General features: G+C 68.3%; 15 protein-coding genes. 7 read left to right on the top strand and 8 right to left on the bottom strand.

Annotation, left to right across the window (positions count from 1 at the left end; translation table 11 throughout):
• Positions 1-2: 2 nt before the first annotated feature.
• A complete protein-coding gene (locus QTI33_RS16825) occupies positions 3-707 on the bottom strand; it encodes an SDR family oxidoreductase (protein WP_286507256.1) in 705 nt (234 codons plus the stop codon).
• Positions 708-809: 102 nt separating this feature from the next.
• Positions 810-1,406, bottom strand: a complete 597-nt coding sequence (locus QTI33_RS16820) for a TetR/AcrR family transcriptional regulator (RefSeq protein ID WP_286507255.1) — start codon at positions 1,404-1,406, stop codon at positions 810-812.
• 215 nt (positions 1,407-1,621) lie between these two features.
• On the opposite strand from QTI33_RS16820, the gene QTI33_RS16815 reads away from it, so the two are divergent.
• A complete protein-coding gene (locus QTI33_RS16815; protein ID WP_286507254.1) occupies positions 1,622-2,650 on the top strand; it encodes a zinc-dependent alcohol dehydrogenase in 1,029 nt (342 codons plus the stop codon).
• A 36-nt stretch (positions 2,651-2,686) separates the two neighbouring features.
• Here the strand turns inward: QTI33_RS16815 and QTI33_RS16810 are convergent, their stop codons facing one another.
• The 4 genes from QTI33_RS16810 to QTI33_RS16795 all read right to left on the bottom strand — a co-directional run bounded on the left by QTI33_RS16810 (position 2,687) and on the right by QTI33_RS16795 (position 8,270).
• Complete coding sequence (locus QTI33_RS16810; protein WP_286507253.1) at positions 2,687-5,350, bottom strand: diguanylate cyclase domain-containing protein; 2,664 nt, start codon at positions 5,348-5,350, stop codon at positions 2,687-2,689.
• Positions 5,350-6,066 carry an EAL domain-containing protein gene (locus tag QTI33_RS16805; protein WP_286507252.1) on the bottom strand — a complete coding sequence of 239 codons (717 nt, stop codon included), beginning with the start codon at positions 6,064-6,066 and terminating at the stop codon, positions 5,350-5,352. Before QTI33_RS16805 ends, QTI33_RS16810 begins: the two co-directional genes overlap by 1 nt.
• A 58-nt stretch (positions 6,067-6,124) precedes the next feature.
• Positions 6,125-6,874, bottom strand: a complete 750-nt coding sequence (locus QTI33_RS16800; RefSeq protein WP_286507251.1) for a Crp/Fnr family transcriptional regulator — start codon at positions 6,872-6,874, stop codon at positions 6,125-6,127.
• A gap of 187 nt (positions 6,875-7,061) precedes the next feature.
• The gene (locus tag QTI33_RS16795; protein WP_286507249.1) at positions 7,062-8,270 is read right to left on the bottom strand and encodes a M14 family metallopeptidase; all 1,209 of its coding nucleotides are present in this window, start codon (positions 8,268-8,270) and stop codon (positions 7,062-7,064) included.
• 31 nt (positions 8,271-8,301) lie between these two features.
• Here QTI33_RS16795 and QTI33_RS16790 point away from each other — a divergent pair, with 31 nt between their 5' ends.
• From QTI33_RS16790 to QTI33_RS16765, 6 genes are all read left to right on the top strand, one after another.
• Positions 8,302-9,348: a GlxA family transcriptional regulator gene (locus QTI33_RS16790; RefSeq protein ID WP_286507248.1), complete on the top strand. Its 1,047-nt coding sequence runs from the start codon at positions 8,302-8,304 to the stop codon at positions 9,346-9,348.
• Between the two features lie 122 nt (positions 9,349-9,470).
• A complete protein-coding gene (locus QTI33_RS16785; protein ID WP_353506344.1) occupies positions 9,471-11,180 on the top strand; it encodes an ABC transporter substrate-binding protein in 1,710 nt (569 codons plus the stop codon).
• A gap of 41 nt (positions 11,181-11,221) precedes the next feature.
• The gene (locus QTI33_RS16780; RefSeq protein ID WP_286507246.1) at positions 11,222-12,196 is read left to right on the top strand and encodes an ABC transporter permease; all 975 of its coding nucleotides are present in this window, start codon (positions 11,222-11,224) and stop codon (positions 12,194-12,196) included.
• Entirely contained in the window at positions 12,193-13,077 is an 885-nt protein-coding gene (locus QTI33_RS16775) for an ABC transporter permease (RefSeq protein WP_286507245.1), read from the top strand. The genes QTI33_RS16780 and QTI33_RS16775 overlap by 4 nt, the downstream gene beginning before the upstream one ends.
• Positions 13,074-14,081, top strand: a complete 1,008-nt coding sequence (locus QTI33_RS16770; protein ID WP_286507244.1) for an ABC transporter ATP-binding protein — start codon at positions 13,074-13,076, stop codon at positions 14,079-14,081. Before QTI33_RS16775 ends, QTI33_RS16770 begins: the two co-directional genes overlap by 4 nt.
• Positions 14,059-15,054: an ABC transporter ATP-binding protein gene (locus tag QTI33_RS16765; protein WP_286507243.1), complete on the top strand. Its 996-nt coding sequence runs from the start codon at positions 14,059-14,061 to the stop codon at positions 15,052-15,054. Before QTI33_RS16770 ends, QTI33_RS16765 begins: the two co-directional genes overlap by 23 nt.
• A 2-nt stretch (positions 15,055-15,056) precedes the next feature.
• Here the strand turns inward: QTI33_RS16765 and QTI33_RS16760 are convergent, their stop codons facing one another.
• Positions 15,057-16,283: a porin gene (locus QTI33_RS16760; protein ID WP_286507242.1), complete on the bottom strand. Its 1,227-nt coding sequence runs from the start codon at positions 16,281-16,283 to the stop codon at positions 15,057-15,059.
• A gap of 111 nt (positions 16,284-16,394) precedes the next feature.
• On the bottom strand, positions 16,395-17,507 hold the full coding sequence (locus QTI33_RS16755; RefSeq protein ID WP_286507241.1) for a M14 family metallopeptidase: 1,113 nt from the start codon (positions 17,505-17,507) through the stop codon (positions 16,395-16,397).
• Positions 17,508-17,519 lie beyond the last annotated feature (12 nt).

Raw genomic sequence — 17,519 nt, 5'->3', positions numbered from 1 at the left:
GCTCAGGCCGGCGTCGGCAGGTAGCTCGGCGTGGCGGCCGTCAGGCCCTGCTTGACCAGCCGGGTGCGCTCGTCGGCCAGCACCTCGTCGAGGCCGGCCTCGAGGCCGTCGAGGGCGCTCTTGACGATGTCTTCCGGGCTGGTCTTCGGGCCCTCGAGTCCGCGCGCCAGGTCGGTGTCGACGAAGGCCATGTGCAGCGCCAGCACCTGCGTGTGCTGGGGCGCCAGTTCGTGGCGCAGCGAGTTGGTCAGCGACCAGGCGGCCGACTTGGTCGCCGCATAGCCGGCCAGCTGGCCGCCGTTGATCCACGAGACGATCGACAGCACGTTGATCAGCCCGCCGCCGCCATTGGCCTTCAGCACCGGCGCGAAGGCCTTGCTCATGCGCAGCATGCCGTAGAAGTTGGTCTCGAACTGGCGCCGCGCGACTTCTTCGCTGTCGGCCGCGAGAAAGCCACCCACCTGGGCGACGCCGGCGTTGTTGATCACCAGCGTCACGTCGCCGGCGCGGGCCACGGCGGCCGCGACCTCTTCGGGCTTCGTGACGTCGAGCCGGATGGCCTCGACGCCGGGCTGCGTGACGCTGGCCGGATCGCGCGCGCCGGCGTAGACCTTGCGGGCGCCGCGCGCCAGCAGTTCGCGGGTGAAGGCCAGCCCGATGCCGCGATTGGCGCCGGTAACGAGAACGGTGGCGTTGCTGATTTTCATGATGGCTTCCTTGGGACGAGTGAGGGTGGCGGGAGGGACACTAATATGATCGTTGTCATATTGCAAATCGAAGGATGGCGACTGCGGCATGCCGGGTGGGCGTCAATGGGTTGTGGCGGCCGGCGTGTCGTACTGCGCGAGCAGCGATTTGCGCGCATCTGCCAGCACCGCGCGCGCCTCCTCGCCGTCGCCGAGCGCCCGCGCCAGTTGCAGGGCGCCGACGAGGGTGCCGGCCACCGTCGCCGCGGCCGCGCGCGGCGCGTCGGGCAGGGCGCTGCGCACGCCGGCGATCAGGCGCCGCACCCGGTGGGCGGAGGCTTCGCGCACGATCTCGGACTGGCGCGGCATGTCGGCGCCGAGCGCGGCCACGGGGCAGCCGCAGGCCAGCGATGCCAGGTGCGAATCGGCCAGGTAGGTCTCGACCAGCGAGCGGAATGCGCTCGCGCCCCGGCGGGCGCGCCGCTCGGCGGCCAGGGCCACGGCTTCGGCGCTCTCGCGGCCGGCCCGTTCGAGCGCCTCGACCAGCAAGGCATCGCGCGAATCGAAATGGGCATAGAAGCCGCCGTGCGTCAGGCCGGCTTCCTTCATGACATCGGCCACGCCCACGCCGGCATAGCCGCGCTCGCGGATCGCGCGCGCGGCCACGGCGACGATGCGCTCGTGGGTTTCTTCCTTGCGGCTGTTGGGAGTGCGGCTCATGGAGACTAGGTGGATGCGATTTAATATGACGACAATCATATTCCAGCGGATGGCCACTTGTCAACTCGCGCGGTGCCGCGGGCCGCCACGGCGCCGGGCTGGACAAGGACCGACCCGATGACTACATTGAAAAACGCCGCCGCGTGCCAGCCTCTTCGCGCCGCGCCGGGCAGGCGCGCGCGTCCAGCACTCCACCCTCGAGCAAGGAGCACAGCATGCCGACCATGAAAGCAGCCGTCGTCCACGCCTTCAAGCAGCCGCTGACGATCGACGAAGTCCCCGTTCCCGAGGTCGTTCCGGGGCGCATCGTCGTCAAGGTCCTGGCTTGCGGCGTGTGCCATACCGACCTGCACGCCGCCGATGGCGATTGGCCGGTCAAGCCGAACCCGCCGTTCATTCCGGGCCACGAAGGCGTCGGCTACGTCTCGGCGGTCGGCGCCGGCGTGAAGCATGTCAAGGAGGGCGACCGCGTGGGCATCCCCTGGCTGCACACCGCCTGCGGCCATTGCGAGCATTGCATGACCGGCTGGGAGACGCTGTGCGACGGCCAGCAGATGACCGGCTACACCGTCAACGGCAGCTATGCCGAATACGTGCAGGCCGACCCGGGCTATGTCGGCCACCTGCCGTCGAACATCGGCTTCTCGGCCATCGCACCGGTGCTCTGCGCCGGCGTGACGGTCTACAAGGGCCTGAAGGTGCTGGACTGCAAACCCGGCGACTGGATCGCGATCTCCGGCGTCGGAGGCCTGGGCCACATGGCGGTGCAGTACGCCAAGGCGATGGGTTTCCACGTGGCCGCGGTCGACGTCGACGACGAGAAACTCGCCCTGGCCAGCAAGGTGGGCGCCGAACTGGTCGTCAACGCCAGCAAGGTGGACCCAGCCAAGGAACTGCAGCGCGCGCTGCGCGGCGCGCACGGCGTGCTGGTCACCGCGCCCTCGCGCAAGGCCTTCGACCAGGCCCTGGGCATGATGCACAAGCGCGGCACGATGTCGCTGGTGGGCCTGCCGCCCGGCGATTTCGGCCTGCCGATCTTCGACGTCGTGCTGAACGCCAAGACCATCCGCGGCTCGATCGTCGGCACCCGGATGGACCTGCAGGAAGCCCTGGCCTTCGCCGGCGATGGCAAGGTGCACACGGTGTACTCCGAAGACACGCTGGAGAACGTCAACGCCATCTTCGATCGCATGCGCCAGGGCGCCATCGAGGGGCGCGTCGTGATGAAGCTGGCCGACGGCTGACCCCGCACGATGCCGATGGCCTGGCGATTCCTCGCCTCAGGCCGTCGCGTGCGCCAACGGAAACTCCGCCAGCCGGTAGTCGTTGCGGCCCGCGCCCTTGGCCTGGTAGAGCATCTCGTCGGCGGCCAGCATGAGCTGGGTGGCGGTCGCCGCGCTGCCGGCGACGTGGAAAGCCACCCCCACGCTGGCGCTGACGTCGACGCGGCAGCCGGTCAGCATGAAGGGCCGGCTCAAGGCGTCGACGATCTTGGCGGCGATGCGTGCCGCGGCCTGTGCATCGGCCACCTGGCCGATGATCACCGTGAACTCGTCGCCGCCCACGCGGGCGACGAAATCGCGTGCCCGCAGGGCCTGGACCAGCCGGTCGGCCACGGCGCGCAACAAGGCGTCGCCGGTGCCGTGGCCGAACTGGTCGTTGACTTGCTTGAAGCGGTCGAGGTCCAGGAACATCAAGGCCGCCACGCGGCCTCCCGCGGGCGCCGCCGCCAGCGTTTCCTCGAGCCGCCGGTTGAAGCCGGCGCGGTTGGCCAAGCCCGTGAGCGGGTCCTCGTGGGCGAGCTGCAGCAGGCGCTTCTCTTCCTGCTTCTGGCGCGTGACGTCGGTCGAGACCGCGTGGAAGCCCGTGAGCACGCTGCCGTCGATGCCGCGCTGGGGAATGTAGTTCGACTCGAAGCAGGCATAGCCGCCGTCGCTGACCAGCTCGCTCTGGAAGGTGACCGACTCCCCTTGCAGGGCCCGGACCACGTGGGCCTCGATGCATGGGTAGCGGCTGCCGAACACCTCCTTCACCGTGCGGCCGATGATCGCCTCCCGCGGAATGCCGAAGGCGCCTTCGTAGGCACGGTTCACGAACCGGTAGCGCTGCGCCATGTCGATGAACGCAACCCGCATCGGCAGCGCGTCGGCGATGGTGCGCAATCGCGCTTCGCTCTCGAACAGCGCGACTTCGGTCGCCTTGGCTTCCGAGATGTCGCGCATGATGCCCGAGAAGCGCTCGATCTTGCCGGCCTTGTCGCGATGGGCGATGACCATGTGGCTGACCGGAAACAGGTCCGCCGGATGGGCGCCGCAGATCTCCGATTCGCCCACCCAGACCCCTCGGGCGACGGCCGTGGGCACGATGGTTTCCTGCAGCCGCCGCAGGGTGACCGGTGGCATGAAATCCGCGATCGTGAAATGCGTGACCGGCGCCTCCTGGGCCACGCCGGTGCGGCAGCGCGCCGCCGGATTCATGTAGCTCAGGCGGCCATGCTTGTCGAGCTGCACCACGTAGTCGGTGGTCTTCTCGAAGATCGCGGTCTGGGTGCGCAGCGCCTGCTCGGCCAGGGTGCGCTCGGTGATGTCGATCAGGGTGCCGACCTGGCCGACCACCCGGCCGGCCGCCAGGATCGGCTGCATCTGCAGCGAGACCAGCACGCTGGCGCCGTCGGAGCGCCGGATCCAGCGCTTCAAGTGGAACGGCTCCCTGCTCGCCACCCGCGCCAGCCATTGCTGCCTGGTCTCCTCGCGGAGCTCCGGCGCGACGCCCTCGAGCCAGCCTTCGGCCGCCTGGGCCTTTTCGATGCCGTGGATCGCCAGGTAGGCATCGTTCACGTCCACCATGCGCCCGCGCTCGTCGCAGCGAAAGAGGCCCACCGGCGCGGCGTCGGCCAGCGCGGCCTTTTCGCTGCGCTGCGTGCGCAACTCGGTCATCAGCGCATCGAACTCGCGCGCGAGATCGCCGTACTCGCCGTGCGCGCGCACGTCCAGCAACACCGGCGCCTCGGGATCGCGGCGCAGCCGCCGGATCACCGAATGCAGGGTGCCCAGCGGGCGCACCAGCCACAGCGTGCCGCCCCACACCAGGCTGCCGGTCAGCGCTGCGAGCAGCAGCATCTGCAGCAGCAGCGCCCGGCGCGCCTTCGCCAGCGGCGCATAGGCGGTGCGGGCCGGCAGCACCACATGCACGATCCAGCCGGTGGCGGCGATCTTCGCGCTGCGTTCGAGATCGTCGGGCTGGCGCCACCCGCTGCCCGCCGCCCCGCTGCGCACCGGCTGAAGCACGCGCGCCGCGTCGGGATGAACGACGTAGAGCGGCGACTCGCCGCCCGTCTCGACCATGTAGTAGCCCTCGCCGCTCAGGCGCGCCGCGGCCAGATTGCCCAGCATGTTCGGCCGATGCAGGTTCAGGCCGCCGCCGAGCACGCCCAGCACGCGTCCGTCCGCGTCCTTGACCGGCATCGCCATGAGCACCGCCGACTCGCCGGTGGTGCGCGCGCTCAGCGGCTGCGAGACCGTGGCGACCCCGGTGTCGCGGGCACGCCGGAAGTAGTCGCGGTCGGCCACGCTGACCGCCTTCGAAGCCGGCGGCGGCTCCGCCTGGAGGACGTTGCCCGCGACATCGATCAGGGCGATGCCGTCGAACATCGGGCGCAGGCCGCTCTGGGCGAGGAACGGCGCGCGCCGCCCGGGGTCGGAGAAGGTCGCTGCATCGCCGCGCCGCGCTTCACGCGACAGCGTCGCCAGGTGCATCGCGAGCTTGTAGTCGAGGTCCGCGGCCGCGGCTTGCGCGAGGCCCTGGAGCTGCTGGCCGAGCAGCCCCGTGTACTCCCTCGACAACTGCCGGTACTGCCAGGCCGCGGTGGCGCCGACCAGGATCAGCACCAGCGAGGTCGTCAACAGCGCGGCCCGGGTGGGCAGGTTCAGGCGCATGCGCTTCATCAGGCCGCGTCCCATGCGATCGGCGGCAGGGTCGCGATGACCGGCCGCGAGAACAGGTAGCCCTGGAACAGCGTGACGCCGATGCCGCGCAAGGCGCGCAGCTCTTCGCGCGTCTCGATGCCCTCGGCCACCACGCGCACCCCCAGCTCGCCGCAGGTCTGGACGAAGCCGCGCACGATGGCCAGGCGCACCGGGTCGGCGTCGACGCCGCGCACCAGGCTCATGTCGACCTTCACGATGTCGGGCTGGAAGCCCGCCAGCAGCTGGAAGCCCGCATAGGCTGCGCCGAAGTCGTCGATCGCCGAGGTGAAGCCGTAGCACTTGAAGGTCTTGAACGACGCCGCGAGGCCGGGCAGGTTCTGCACCCGCTCACCCTCCGTCAGTTCGAACATCAGCTGTTCGACCGGGAAGCCGCAGCGCGACGCCGCGGCCATCGCGCTGCGAAAGCAGCATTCCTGGCCGGCCACGTCGTTGGGCATGACATTGAGGCTCAGCTTGGCCCGCATGTCCAACTGAGCCGCCAGCTCGATGGCGCGCATGCGGCAGGCCTCGTGGAACGCGAAGCGCTGCCCGGGACCGATCCGCCCCAGCACCTCGAGCGCGCCCTCCCCGTCGAGCCCCCGCACGAGCGCTTCATAGGCGAAGACGGCGCGCTGGTCGGCGTCCACGATGGGCTGGAACGCCATGGTGAAGGCAGGGAGGGTGGAGGAAGCCATCTCTTCTCTATCGGCGCCGGTGGCCGAAACTTGAGTCCCCGGCGAGGCCGCCCGAGCCTCAGCTCTGCGCCAGCGACGCCAGCCGGGCGGCGTCCGGGATCGCGACGTGGCGCCCGGCCGCGACGATGACCCCCTCCCGTTCGAGCGCGGCGAAGATCTGCGAGACGCGCACGCGCGAAAGCCCGCAGATGTGGCTCATCTCCTGCTTGGTGAAGGTGATCGAGATCAGCATGCCCGCCGGATGCGGCGTGCCGTAGCTGGCCATCAGGCCGAGCAGGTGATGACAGACCCGGCGTTTCGCGGAATTGGCGCCCTGCAAGGCCAGGTGCTGCAGCATGATGCGAAAGCGCATGCTGCACATGGCCTGGTGCTGGCGCGCCAGGGCAGGTGCCTGGTACAGCGCAGCCAGCATGGCCGCCACCGGCACGGCGCACACCACCGCGTCGGTCGAGGCCTCGGCGGACACGACGTGGTTCTTGCTCTGCAGCAAGCCGCAATCGCCGACCAGGCCCGTGGGACCGACGATCATCAGATGGCGCCTCTTGCCCTCCGCCGACTCCGAGATCAGTCGAATTCGCCCCGACGCCACCACATAGACCGAATCCGCCGGCTGACCTTCCTCGAACAGCGGCCCGTCATTGGCGACCGGCTGCTGACGGTAGCCGCGCGTGATGTCGCCCCATTCGAAATCCAGATGTGTGAGCCACGCCGAGACGAAGGCCTTCGGCAGTGGCCCCACGCCGTCTGGCACAGACGGCGCGGCAATCGACGAGGACGGGCTGAAATCGGAACTGGGCGAGGTCGACATGGTGGATCGGGCAGAGTCAACAAAGGCATCGCAGGGTTTATACCGAAGCGAAGCCCGCGGCGAGCGTAAAGCGGCGACGCCGCGATTCAACGCCCTGTACCTATCATCTGGCCAAAGACCCCTTCATGATTTCCGAAACCTTCGCCAGACCCGTCTCAGGGTTTGCCGACCGTCCATCCACATGAAACTAAGGCTGCGCGGCGTGCTCCGTGTCGAACCGGGCCAGCGACTGCGCAACCTGCAGGCAGGCCACGCGCGCCTGGCCCAGGATCATGCCTTTCCACACATCGTTGTCGCAATAGAAGGCATCTCGCAGCACGCGAGCAGCGGCGGCCCGCGTGGCTGCATCGACCTTGCCGCCGTGGGCGCGGATCCAGGCCGCGTGGTACAGGGCCGACTGAACCGCGGAAAAGGGCAGGGTTCCGAACTCCAGCCCGACGAGCAGCGCCTCGGCCTGGACACACTCGTCGTGCAGGCTCGAACAGACCAGCCCGGTCACGTCGACGGACACCGAGTCGGTGTTGCCCGAGAAGGTCAGGAAGACATCGCTGCCCCAGCATGCGCGCGCCCGGGCGATGTCGCGGGCGTCGTTTCTCCCCGCGTAGAGTTTTTCTCCATGACCGTAAGGGCCCAGGCCGGTATGGATGTCGATCCAGGCGATGGCTTGCGCGGCCGCACCATGCTCGCGAAGGATCGCGCGCACCGTGCGATTGCTCCAGGAAGGCGCCGTGCCGCCGTAGAAGAGCCCCTGCGGGGAGACCCGCTGGCCACTGGACACGGCGTGCCGCAAGCCGCGCTCGCCGTGCTGGCGCACGAACGCCTGCTGCCTTTCGATGTCCTGCCCGGACGGCGGCCATTGCGGCGGCAGCACGAACGACTCCACCTCGAGGTAGTGCGGACTGGGCGGCAACGGCGCGTCGAAATCGACGAAGTTCCGATTGACGTCGATGTTGTCCTCGTTGGTGCGCTGCAGATGCGAGAACCCATAGGGATTGATGGCGTGGATGAGCAGCAAGCCCACGCCGGCCTGTGCCAGCCGGTCCTTCAAGCCCGTGTCATGCAGGACCGCCACCTGGCAGCCCGAGCCGCAGAAGCCCTCCACCCCGTGGGTGCCCGAGCTGACGATGAGCAGCCGGCGCGGCTGGTCCGGACCGATGTAGGCAGTATCGATGCTCAAGGGCTCGCCGAAGACGCCACGGTGGTCGGGCAGTATGAACTGCCGCGCCCGGGCGCCGCACGCCATGCCCGCCTCGACGAACTTCTGTCGCGCCTCGGCATAGGTGCCTGAAAAACAGCTTCCTGTTGAGATCGATGGATTCATCGCGCCTTCTCCCTGGATGTGGAATCGGAAATCGTAGAAGTCCCCTGCGCGCCCGACAACGACCATTGCAGCCATTCGGTGTGCTGTTCCAGACAGCCCGCACAAGATGATCCACTTCGACCTCCTGTTGCCGCCGGCGGCCATGCCCGGTTCGGTATGGTCGGCCGTCGACGTGCTGCGCCAGCTCAATGCGCTGGCGCGCCTTCGCGCGCCGCGCGCCAGCACGCCGGCCGTCAGCTGGCGCGTGCTCGACGAACGGGGGCGCATACATCGCTTCCATGCGTCGACCTGCGTCAGCGCGCAGGAGAGGCAGCACGGCCGACGGCCTGGCGATGGGCAGCGCGTGCTGCTGGTGCCGCCCTTCGAAGGCGCGCAGTCGGTCCCTGCGCTGATCCGGCTGGTACGGCGCAGCGCCGGCATCGTCGATCTGCTGCGAGCCTCGTTCGACGAAGGTGCCTTGCTGGGCGCCTGCGGCACCGGTGTCTGGCTGCTCGCCCAGACCGGTCGGCTCGAGAAGGCAGCGATGCCGTGGATCTACCAGCCGGGCTTCGCGCACCTCTTCCCGTCGGTGCGCATCGAGGCGACCGCACCGATCGTCGCCCAGCATCGAATCCTCTGTGCAGCGACGCCGTCCCTGATTCATTCGCTGGTCCTGCACCTGGTCGGCCACGCGGGCGCCGCCGACCTCGCCCATGCCTGCGAGCAGACCCTGCTGCCGAACACGGAGCGGCAGCAAGTGTCGGCGGCCATGAACCCCGACCAAGGCATGGGCATCTCGCGCGACACCCCGCTCTATCGCGCCCTGACATGGATGAGAACCCACGCCGGGCGACCGTTCACCCTGGATGAAGCCGCCGCGGCGGCGGCCGTCAGCGAGCGCACCTTGAGCCGGCTGTTCCGGCAGCACATGGACCAGACGCCGCTGCACTACGTCCAGGCCTTGCGCGTGAATCGCGCCAAGATGTGGCTCGAAGGCACCTGGCGTTCGGTGGAGGAGATTGCCCACGACTGCGGGTACGCCGACGCCAGCGCCTTCGGCCGGATGTTCTCGCGCGCGACCGGGTCGAGCCCGCAGCGCTGGCGCGAGCGCTTCAGCCTGCGCGGCCCTCGGGCGTTGTGGAAGCTGCATGAGGCAGCGGGCACTTCGCCCTGAGGTCGTCGCTGGTCGCTCGGGTTTGTCCTAGAAAAATATCGGCCAGAGCGTAAAGCAGCTTACGTCGCGCCACGCGCGCGCTTCCTACCATCGCCTGCTGCGACTGCGAGCTACGGAGTCCAGTGCAGTTCGCCGACGGCGCGCGCACATCAGGGAGACAAAAAATGACACGAGACATTCGCCTCGCCGCCCTCTGCATGGGCGGCGGCGGGCCCGTGGGCAATGCCCGCCGCTTCTTGATGGCTTGCAACGCCAGGCTGCGCCAATTCGGCTTCGGTCTCGCGGCTGCGGCACTCCTGATGGGCTCGGCGGCCAGCCAGGCGCAGGAACTCAAGGTGGGCCTGAAAAGCGAGCCCACGTCGATGGACCCGCACTATCACGCCCTCACCACCAATTTCCAGATCTCGGCGCATATCTTCGACAGCCTGACCGCCCTCGACCCGAACCTGCAACTGATCCCCGGGCTGGCGCTCTCCTGGAAGACCGTCGGCAGCGACATCTGGGAGTTCACGTTGCGGCCCGATGTGAAATTCAGCGACGGCTCGCCGCTCACGGCCGACGACGTCGCCTTTTCCATCGAGCGCGTCGCCAAGGTGCCCAACAGTCCCTCGCCCGTCACGATCACCATCCGGGGCATCCAGCGTGTCGAGGTGGTGGGCCCACTGACGGTGCGCCTGCACACCGACGGTCCGAGGCCCTTGGTCCCGACCAGCCTCGCGAACCTGAGCATCATGTCCAGGAAGGCCGCCTCCGGCCCGAGCCCTGAAGGCAAGAGCACCGCCCAGTTGAACCAAGGCGATGGCCTGATCGGCACCGGGCCGTTCAAGTTCGTGTCCTGGTCGCGCGGCGGCGACCTTGTCCTGGAACGCAACGACACCTACTGGGGGCCCAAGCCATCCTGGGCCAAGGTGCTGATGCGTCCCTTGTCCAATCCCGCGGCACGCGTCAATGCCCTCCTGTCGGGCGGGGTCGACCTGGTGGAGGACCCGCCGATCGACGACATGGCGCAGCTCAAGAAGAACCCCAAGCTCACGATCCAGGAAGCCCCCTCCGTGCGCCTGATCTTCCTCGCCTTCAACGTGTCGGACGACAGCGTGCCGGGCATCACCGGCACCCAGGGCAAGAACCCGTTGAAGGATGTGCGCGTGCGGCGCGCCCTGTCCGAGGCCATCGACCGCAAGGCGCTGGTGGCCCAGGTGATGGGGGGGTTCGGTGCGCCGGCCGCCGAGCTGATGATGCCCGGCTCGCCGGGAACGCGCAGCAACGGCGTGATCGTGAAGCACGATCCCCAGCACGCCAGGAAGCTGCTGGCCGAGGCAGGCTATCCCGGCGGATTCACCCTGTCCCTGGGGACGCCAAATGGCCGCTATCAGAATGACCTCAAGGTGGCGCAAGCGGTGGCGTCGATGTGGAGCCGGGTCGGCGTGAAGACCACGGTCGAAGCATCCTCACCCGCCATCTTCTTCAAGAACATGATGGCGAAGGCCTACAGCAGCACCCTGGGCGGCTGGGGCGACGTCGAATCGTCGGCTCGGGCTCGCGCCCTGGTCAGCACCCGCAACGATGCCAAGGGCTGGGGCACCGCCAATTGGGGAGGCTACGCCAACGCCGAAGTCGACGCGCTCCTCGATGCCGCCGTGAACACGCTGGACGACGGCAAGCGTTCGGCTCTGTTGCAGCAGGTAACCGCCCAGGCCATCGACACCGACGCGGCCTTGACGCTCCTGTACTTCGAACGCAGCGCCTGGGGCATGCGCAAGGGTCTGAGCTATGCCGCCCGGCCGGACCAGCAAACGCGCGCGCAGTTCGTCACGCCGTCGGGCACCAAGTGAAGCCACGCCACGTCTGAGCACGTGCATCTGCGAAATACGACATGGGTGGATTCATTCTCCGTCGATTGCTGCAGGCCATGCTGGTGCTGGTCGTGGTGTCGTTTCTGGTGTTCGCCGGGGTGTACCTGGTTGGCGACCCGGTCGACGTCCTGATCAGCCCGGAAGCGACCGCGATCGAGCGCCTGCGCGTCACGCGCGAGCTGGGCCTGGACCAGCCGCTGTGGGTGCAGTACCTCCGCTTTGCAGGGCATGCGCTGCAAGGCCAGTTCGGCAACAGCTTCCTGGCCGGCCAGCCCGCCATGGCGCTGATCATCCAGCGCATGCCCGCCACCCTGGAACTGGCGGCGGTGGCCACCCTGCTGGCCGTCGCGGTCGGCGTGCCGGTGGGCCTGTACGCAGGGCTGAAGCCGGAAACGGCCACGGCCAAGTTCGCCATGACCCTGTCGGTGCTGGGCTTTAGCCTGCCGACCTTCTGGGTCGGCTTGATGCTCATCATGGGCCTGTCGGTGATGACCGGTTGGCTGCCCTCCTCGGGCCGCGGCGAGCTGGTCTACCTCGGGCCCGTGGGCCTGAGCGTGTTGACCGTGGACGGCCTGAAGCACCTGGCCCTGCCTGCCCTGACCCTGGGCCTGGGCGCGGCCTCGCTGCTGGCCCGCCTGACCCGTGCCACGGCGCGCGAGGTGGTGCCCATGGACTTCGTCAAGTTCGCCCGCGCCAAGGGGCTGTCGGAGCGGCGCGTGATCAGCGTGCACGTGCTCAAGAACCTGATGATCCCGCTGGTGACGATCCTCGGGCTGGAATTCGGACGCATGGCCGCGTTCGCGGTGATCACCGAATCCATCTTCGCCTGGCCCGGCATGGGCAAGCTGCTGATCGATTCGGTGCTGACACTCGACCGCCCCGTGGTGGTCGCCTACGTGCTGATCGTGGTCAGCTTCCTGATCACGTTGAATCTTCTGGTCGATGTCACGTACGGCCTCCTGGACCCGAGGATTCGCCTTGGAGACAGCAGATGAGCGCCACGCCTTCCAGATGGCCCCGCGTCGTGTCCGAGTTCGCCGAAAGCCGTCTCGCCATGGTGGGCCTGGTGCTGTTCGCATTGATCGTCGCAGGCGCCCTGCTGGCCCCGTGGATCGCACCGCAAAACCCCCATGACCTGTCCGTCCTGGACGTGATGGACGGCAAGCTCGCGCCGGGCAGCACGGCGAGCGACGGCTCGATGACCTACTGGCTGGGCACCGACGCCCAGGCGCGCGACATGCTCTCCGCCATCCTGTACGGCCTGCGCATCAGCCTGATGGTGGGCTTCGTGGCGGTCGGCGCATCGCTGGCGATCGGCACCCTGGCCGGTGTTGCCGCCGCCTACCGGGGCGGCTGGATGGACGCGCTCATCATGCGCATCGTCGATGTCCAGCTGGCCTTGCCGGCCTTGCTGATCGCACTCGTGTTGTTGTCGGTGCTTGGCAAGGGCGTGGACAAGATCATCGTGGCGCTGGTGGTGGTGCAGTGGGCCTATTTCGCCCGCACGGCGCGCGCCGCCGCGGTGGTCGAACGCAACAAGGAATACATGGAGGCTGCGCAATGCCTGTCGCTCGGCGGCATGCGCGCCTTGCTGCGGCACATGCTGCCCAACTGCATGCCGCCGCTGATCGCCCTGGCGACCATCGACGTCGCCGCCTGCATCGCGGGCGAAGCAGCCCTGTCTTTTCTCGGCGTGGGCGTGCCGGTCAGCGAGCCGTCGCTGGGCATGCTCACAGCCAACGGCTTCGACTACCTGATGTCCGGCAGGTATTGGATTTCCTTCTTTCCAGGCGTCGCGCTGGCGCTCACCCTGGTCTCGCTGAACCTGGTGGGCGACCAGCTGCGCGAAGTGCTCAACCCGAGGAACGCGCAATGACCGACGGCGCCGCCCCGACCCTGGAAGTGAGAGGGCTCAAGACCCACTTCGCCACCCGCGCCGGTGTCGTCAAATCAGTGGATGGCGTCGACCTGCACGTCCATCCAGGAGAAATCCTCGGCCTGGTCGGCGAGTCGGGCTCGGGCAAGAGCGTCACGGGCTTCTCCATCATCGGCCTGGTGGATCCGCCGGGCAAGGTGGTGTCGGGTCAGATCCTGTTCAAGGGCGAAGACCTCGCGAGGCTGGACGAAGCGGCCTTGCGTGCCCTGCGAGGCCGCAAGATCGCGATGGTCTTTCAGGACCCGACCATGACCTTGAACCCGGTCCTGCGCATCGATACCCAGATGATCGAAGCGATCCAGGCGCACGAGGCGGTCGGCCGGCCCGCAGCGCTGGCCAGGGCACGCGACGCCATGGTGCGGGTGGGCATTCCGGCGCCCGACGAGCGGCTGGCGGCCTATCCCCATGAATTGTCGGGCGGCATGCGCCAGCGCATCGCGATCGCCATGGCGCTGCTGCACAGCCCCGACTTGATCGTGGCCGACGAGCCCACCACGGCGCTCGACGTGACCATCCAGGGCCAGATCCTGTTCGAGATGCAGAAGCTCTGCCGCGACGCCGGCACCAGCCTGATCTGGATCACGCACGACCTGGCCGTGGTGGCCGGCCTCGCCGACCGGGTGGCGGTGATGTACGCCGGGCGCATCGTCGAATCCGGCAGCACCGCCGATGTCATCGAACGCGCGGCGCACCCCTACACCGTCGGGCTGATCGGTTCGGTGCCGTCATCTGAACGCCGCGGCCAGCCACTGACCCAGATACCCGGAACGACCCCGTCGCCCATGAACCGCCCGCCGGGTTGCGCCTTCGCGCCACGCTGCGCGCGGGCCAGCGCGCAGTGCGCGACAGAACCCGAACTCACGGTCACAGAGGGCCATGCGGTGCGCTGCTGGCATCCTCATCCATTGGGAGCGAATGCCGATGCGCGCCACATCCTTGCTTGATCTCCAGGGCGTCACCAAGCGCTTCTCGCCGCCGCAGGACCTGATCGGTCGCTGGGGCCAGCGCATGGGCCTCACCCCTCCCCTGCCCGTGGTGCATGCCGTGACGGACGTGAACCTGCGCGTCGGTCGCGGCGAGGTGGTCGGCCTGGTGGGAGAGTCGGGCTGCGGCAAGAGCACCCTGGGCCGCATGGCGGCGGGCATTTCGGCCGCCACGGCCGGCGACGTGCGCTACGACGGCACCTTGGTCAGAGACATGACGGACGCCCAGCGCAAGGATTTCGAGCTGGGCGTGCAGATGGTGTTCCAGAACCCCTTTGCTTCGCTCAACCCGCGGCTGCGCGTGGGCGAGGCCATCGGTGAAGCCGCCGTGGTGCATGGCCTGGCGCCGAAGGCCCGGGTGTCCGACTACGTGGCCGAACTGATGCGCAAGGTGGGGCTGGATCCCGCCTACGCTGGCCGCTATCCGCACCAGTTCTCCGGTGGCCAGCGCCAGCGCATCGTGATCGCCCGCGCCCTGGCGGTGAAGCCCAGGCTGCTGGTGTGCGACGAGGCCATCGCCGCGCTGGACGTGTCCATCCAGGCCCAGGTGATCAACCTGTTCATGGCCCTGCGCGCGGAACTCGGACTCGGCTACCTGTTCATCAGTCACAACCTCGCAGTGGTCGAACACATCGCCGACCGCGTGGTGATCATGTACCTGGGCCGGGTGGTGGAGTCCGCGCCGACCCCGATGCTGTTTTCACAGCCCAACCATCCCTATACCCGGGCCTTGATGGCGGAAATACCGACACTCAAAGTGGGCCACCGCAGCTTCGCGCCCATCCAAGGTGAACTGCCCTCGCCCCTGGCCCCTCCGCCCGGTTGCGCGTTTCACCCTCGTTGCCCCAAGGCCGGGGCGCGCTGCAAGGAGAAAGCGCCGGTGCTCCAGCAGGTCGCGCCGGGGCATTGGAGTGCCTGCCATCTCAACGAGTGACATCAGAAGGCGTGGCGAATCCCGAAGTCGTAGCCGGTCGAGGTCGTCGGCGTCAGTGGCCTGCCGTTCATGGAGTCCAGAAAGGCCGGACCGCCCACCGAGAGTTCGGCACCGTTCCTGTTGCTCACGCGCGCCGCGGTGGCGTACAAGGCCGTGCGCTTGGACAGGTTGTGCACATAGCCGATGGCGATCTGGCTGGCTTCGGGCTCCGGCGTCGCGCCCATCAGACGGGTGAACTGGAAGGTCGAATAGGCCACGCGGATCAGCCCAGGGCCGACGGGTGCCGTGGCACCGAGCACCCAGCCCTTCGCGACCGGATCGCGCCAGGGCAAGAGGTGGCCGTGCACGCGATCGGTCGCTGCCCTGGCGCTCGAGTATTCGCCCAACAGCTTGACGGCGCCCAGGTCGTACGAAGCGCCCAGATTCCAGAACTTGACGGTGGTCGTGGTGCCGGCGAAGAAGTCGTCTGAAATCGCGGTTTCGCTGTAGGCCAGCGCGACGTCCAGCGGGCCGTTGGCATAGCCGCCGCGACCGCCGACGTAACGGCCGGTGCGTTGGCTGTTGGGCTTCATCAACGCGGTGCCATCGCTGTCTTTCGCCTCCGGGTTCGCCGGCTTGTATTTGGTCGCTTCATTGAAGGCATACATGAAATGTCCATAGACACCCCCCAGGTTCGGCGGCAGGAAATAGCTCACGGAATTGCTGGCCCGCACGTAGCTGCGATTGTCCGCGTAGCCGTTCTGGAAGCGGCCCGGGCTGCGCCTGCCGTTGCCCAGTCCGATCGCGCTGGCCCCCACCCCGTTGTTGCCGAACGGATCGAACACGCCGTCGTTGTAGGACGTCGGCGTGAAGTCGCGGCCCAGACGAACTTCGCCGAACGCGCCGGACAGGCTGATCGTCGATCGGCGCTGCCAGTTCATGCCACCGCCGCCCGCCCTGCCGGTGCCGTCGTCGTTGTTGACGGCACCCTCGAGCCAGAAGCCGGCAGCCAGGCCGCCACCGAGGTCTTCGGTGCCGCGAAAGCCCAGACGGCTGGAGTTGTAGGCGGAGTTGGTCAGCTCGGTGCGCCGGATGGTGGCGCTGCCTCGGGTCGGGAATTGCCTGTCTTCGGCCCTGTTCGAATAGCTGCTGATCGAAGCGTCGAGCACGCCGAACACGGTGACAGTCGATTGCGCCGAGGAAACGCCGGCCACAGCCAGGCCTGCCACGGCGGACAAAGTCTTCTTCATTGGAAATGTCTCCCTTACGCGGCCGAAAAGGCGGCCGCAACCTCGATCCCCTGGCGCGGCAATAGGGCCACGCCGGCGCAGCGATGCAAGAGCCGATCGATGGCCTTCGCGTCAGCGGCCGAGGGCCAGGCAAGCCTGCAACAGGGCGACCCGGCATTGGCCGGCGACCATCCCTCGCCATTCGTCGTGGTCCACGTAGAAGGCGTCGCGCAACTGCTGCTTGATCGCCGCGCGCTGCCCGGCGCTGGCCGCGTGAGGGTGGCGATACAGCCATTGCTCGGCACGCAACGCGTGCATGGCCGCCGTGTCGTCCGTGCCGTACTCGAGCGTGATGCCCACGCCCTCGGCCTGCGGGCACTCAGCGATCACCGCGGTGGCCGCATGACCCACCACCTGGCGCGAGGAGGAGTCGCCTTCCCAGGCCGCGACCACGTCGGCGCCCCAGATGGCACGCGCCTGGTGGAGGTTCTCGGTCATGCCGGGCAAGCCGTTGTGGATCTTCTCGCCGTGGCCGCGAGGGCCCAGGCCGGTGTGCACGTCGATCCAGGCGATGCGACGCCGACCCTCGCCATGGCGGCGCAGGATCGCGCGCAGCGTGCGGTTGCTCCAGCTCGGCGCCGTGCCGGCGTAGAACAGGCCGTCGGCGAATTCGGATTGCCCCGTGACCAAGGCGTCGTGGAATGCGTCGTCTCCATGGGCCGCCACGTAGTCGCCGATGGCCTGGGCATTGGCGGCCGTGGGCGGCCACTCGGCGGGCAGCATCAGCGCCTGCACCTCGGCGTAGGCCGGGTTGCGCGTGGGGTGCGCGAAATCGATGAAGTTGCGGTTGAGGTCGATGTTGTCCTCGTTGGTGCGACGCAGGTGCGAGAAGCCGTACGGGTTGATGGCATGGATCAGCAGCACGGCAACGCCGCGTTCGTGCGCCTTCTGCAGCAGCTGCGTGTCGTGCAGCAGCGCCAGCTGGCAGCCCGAACCGCAAAAGCCTTCGACGCCATGCACGCCCGAACTCAGCACCAGGAGCGGTGCGTCGCCGGACGCTCCGAAAAGGGCCACGTCGGTGGCCAGCGTTTCGCCCTGGGCGCCGAGCTGGCCTTCGAGGACATGGTGCTCGAGACTGGCGTCGGCCTGCTGGGCAAGCGCAATGAATTTCGCGCGCGCTTCGGCGTAGTCGGCCGAGAAGCAGGCGCGCACCGAGCTGTCGTTCATGGGGGCACTGTTCGTCATCAGGTGTTCCTT

Origin of the sequence: Variovorax davisae, assembly GCF_030316845.1 — a bacterium.
In the GTDB taxonomy this organism is placed as follows: Bacteria; Pseudomonadota; Gammaproteobacteria; order Burkholderiales; family Burkholderiaceae_C; genus Variovorax; species Variovorax davisae.
Note: the sequence above shows the minus strand (reverse complement) of the source record. Positions and strands in the feature narration are given on the sequence as shown.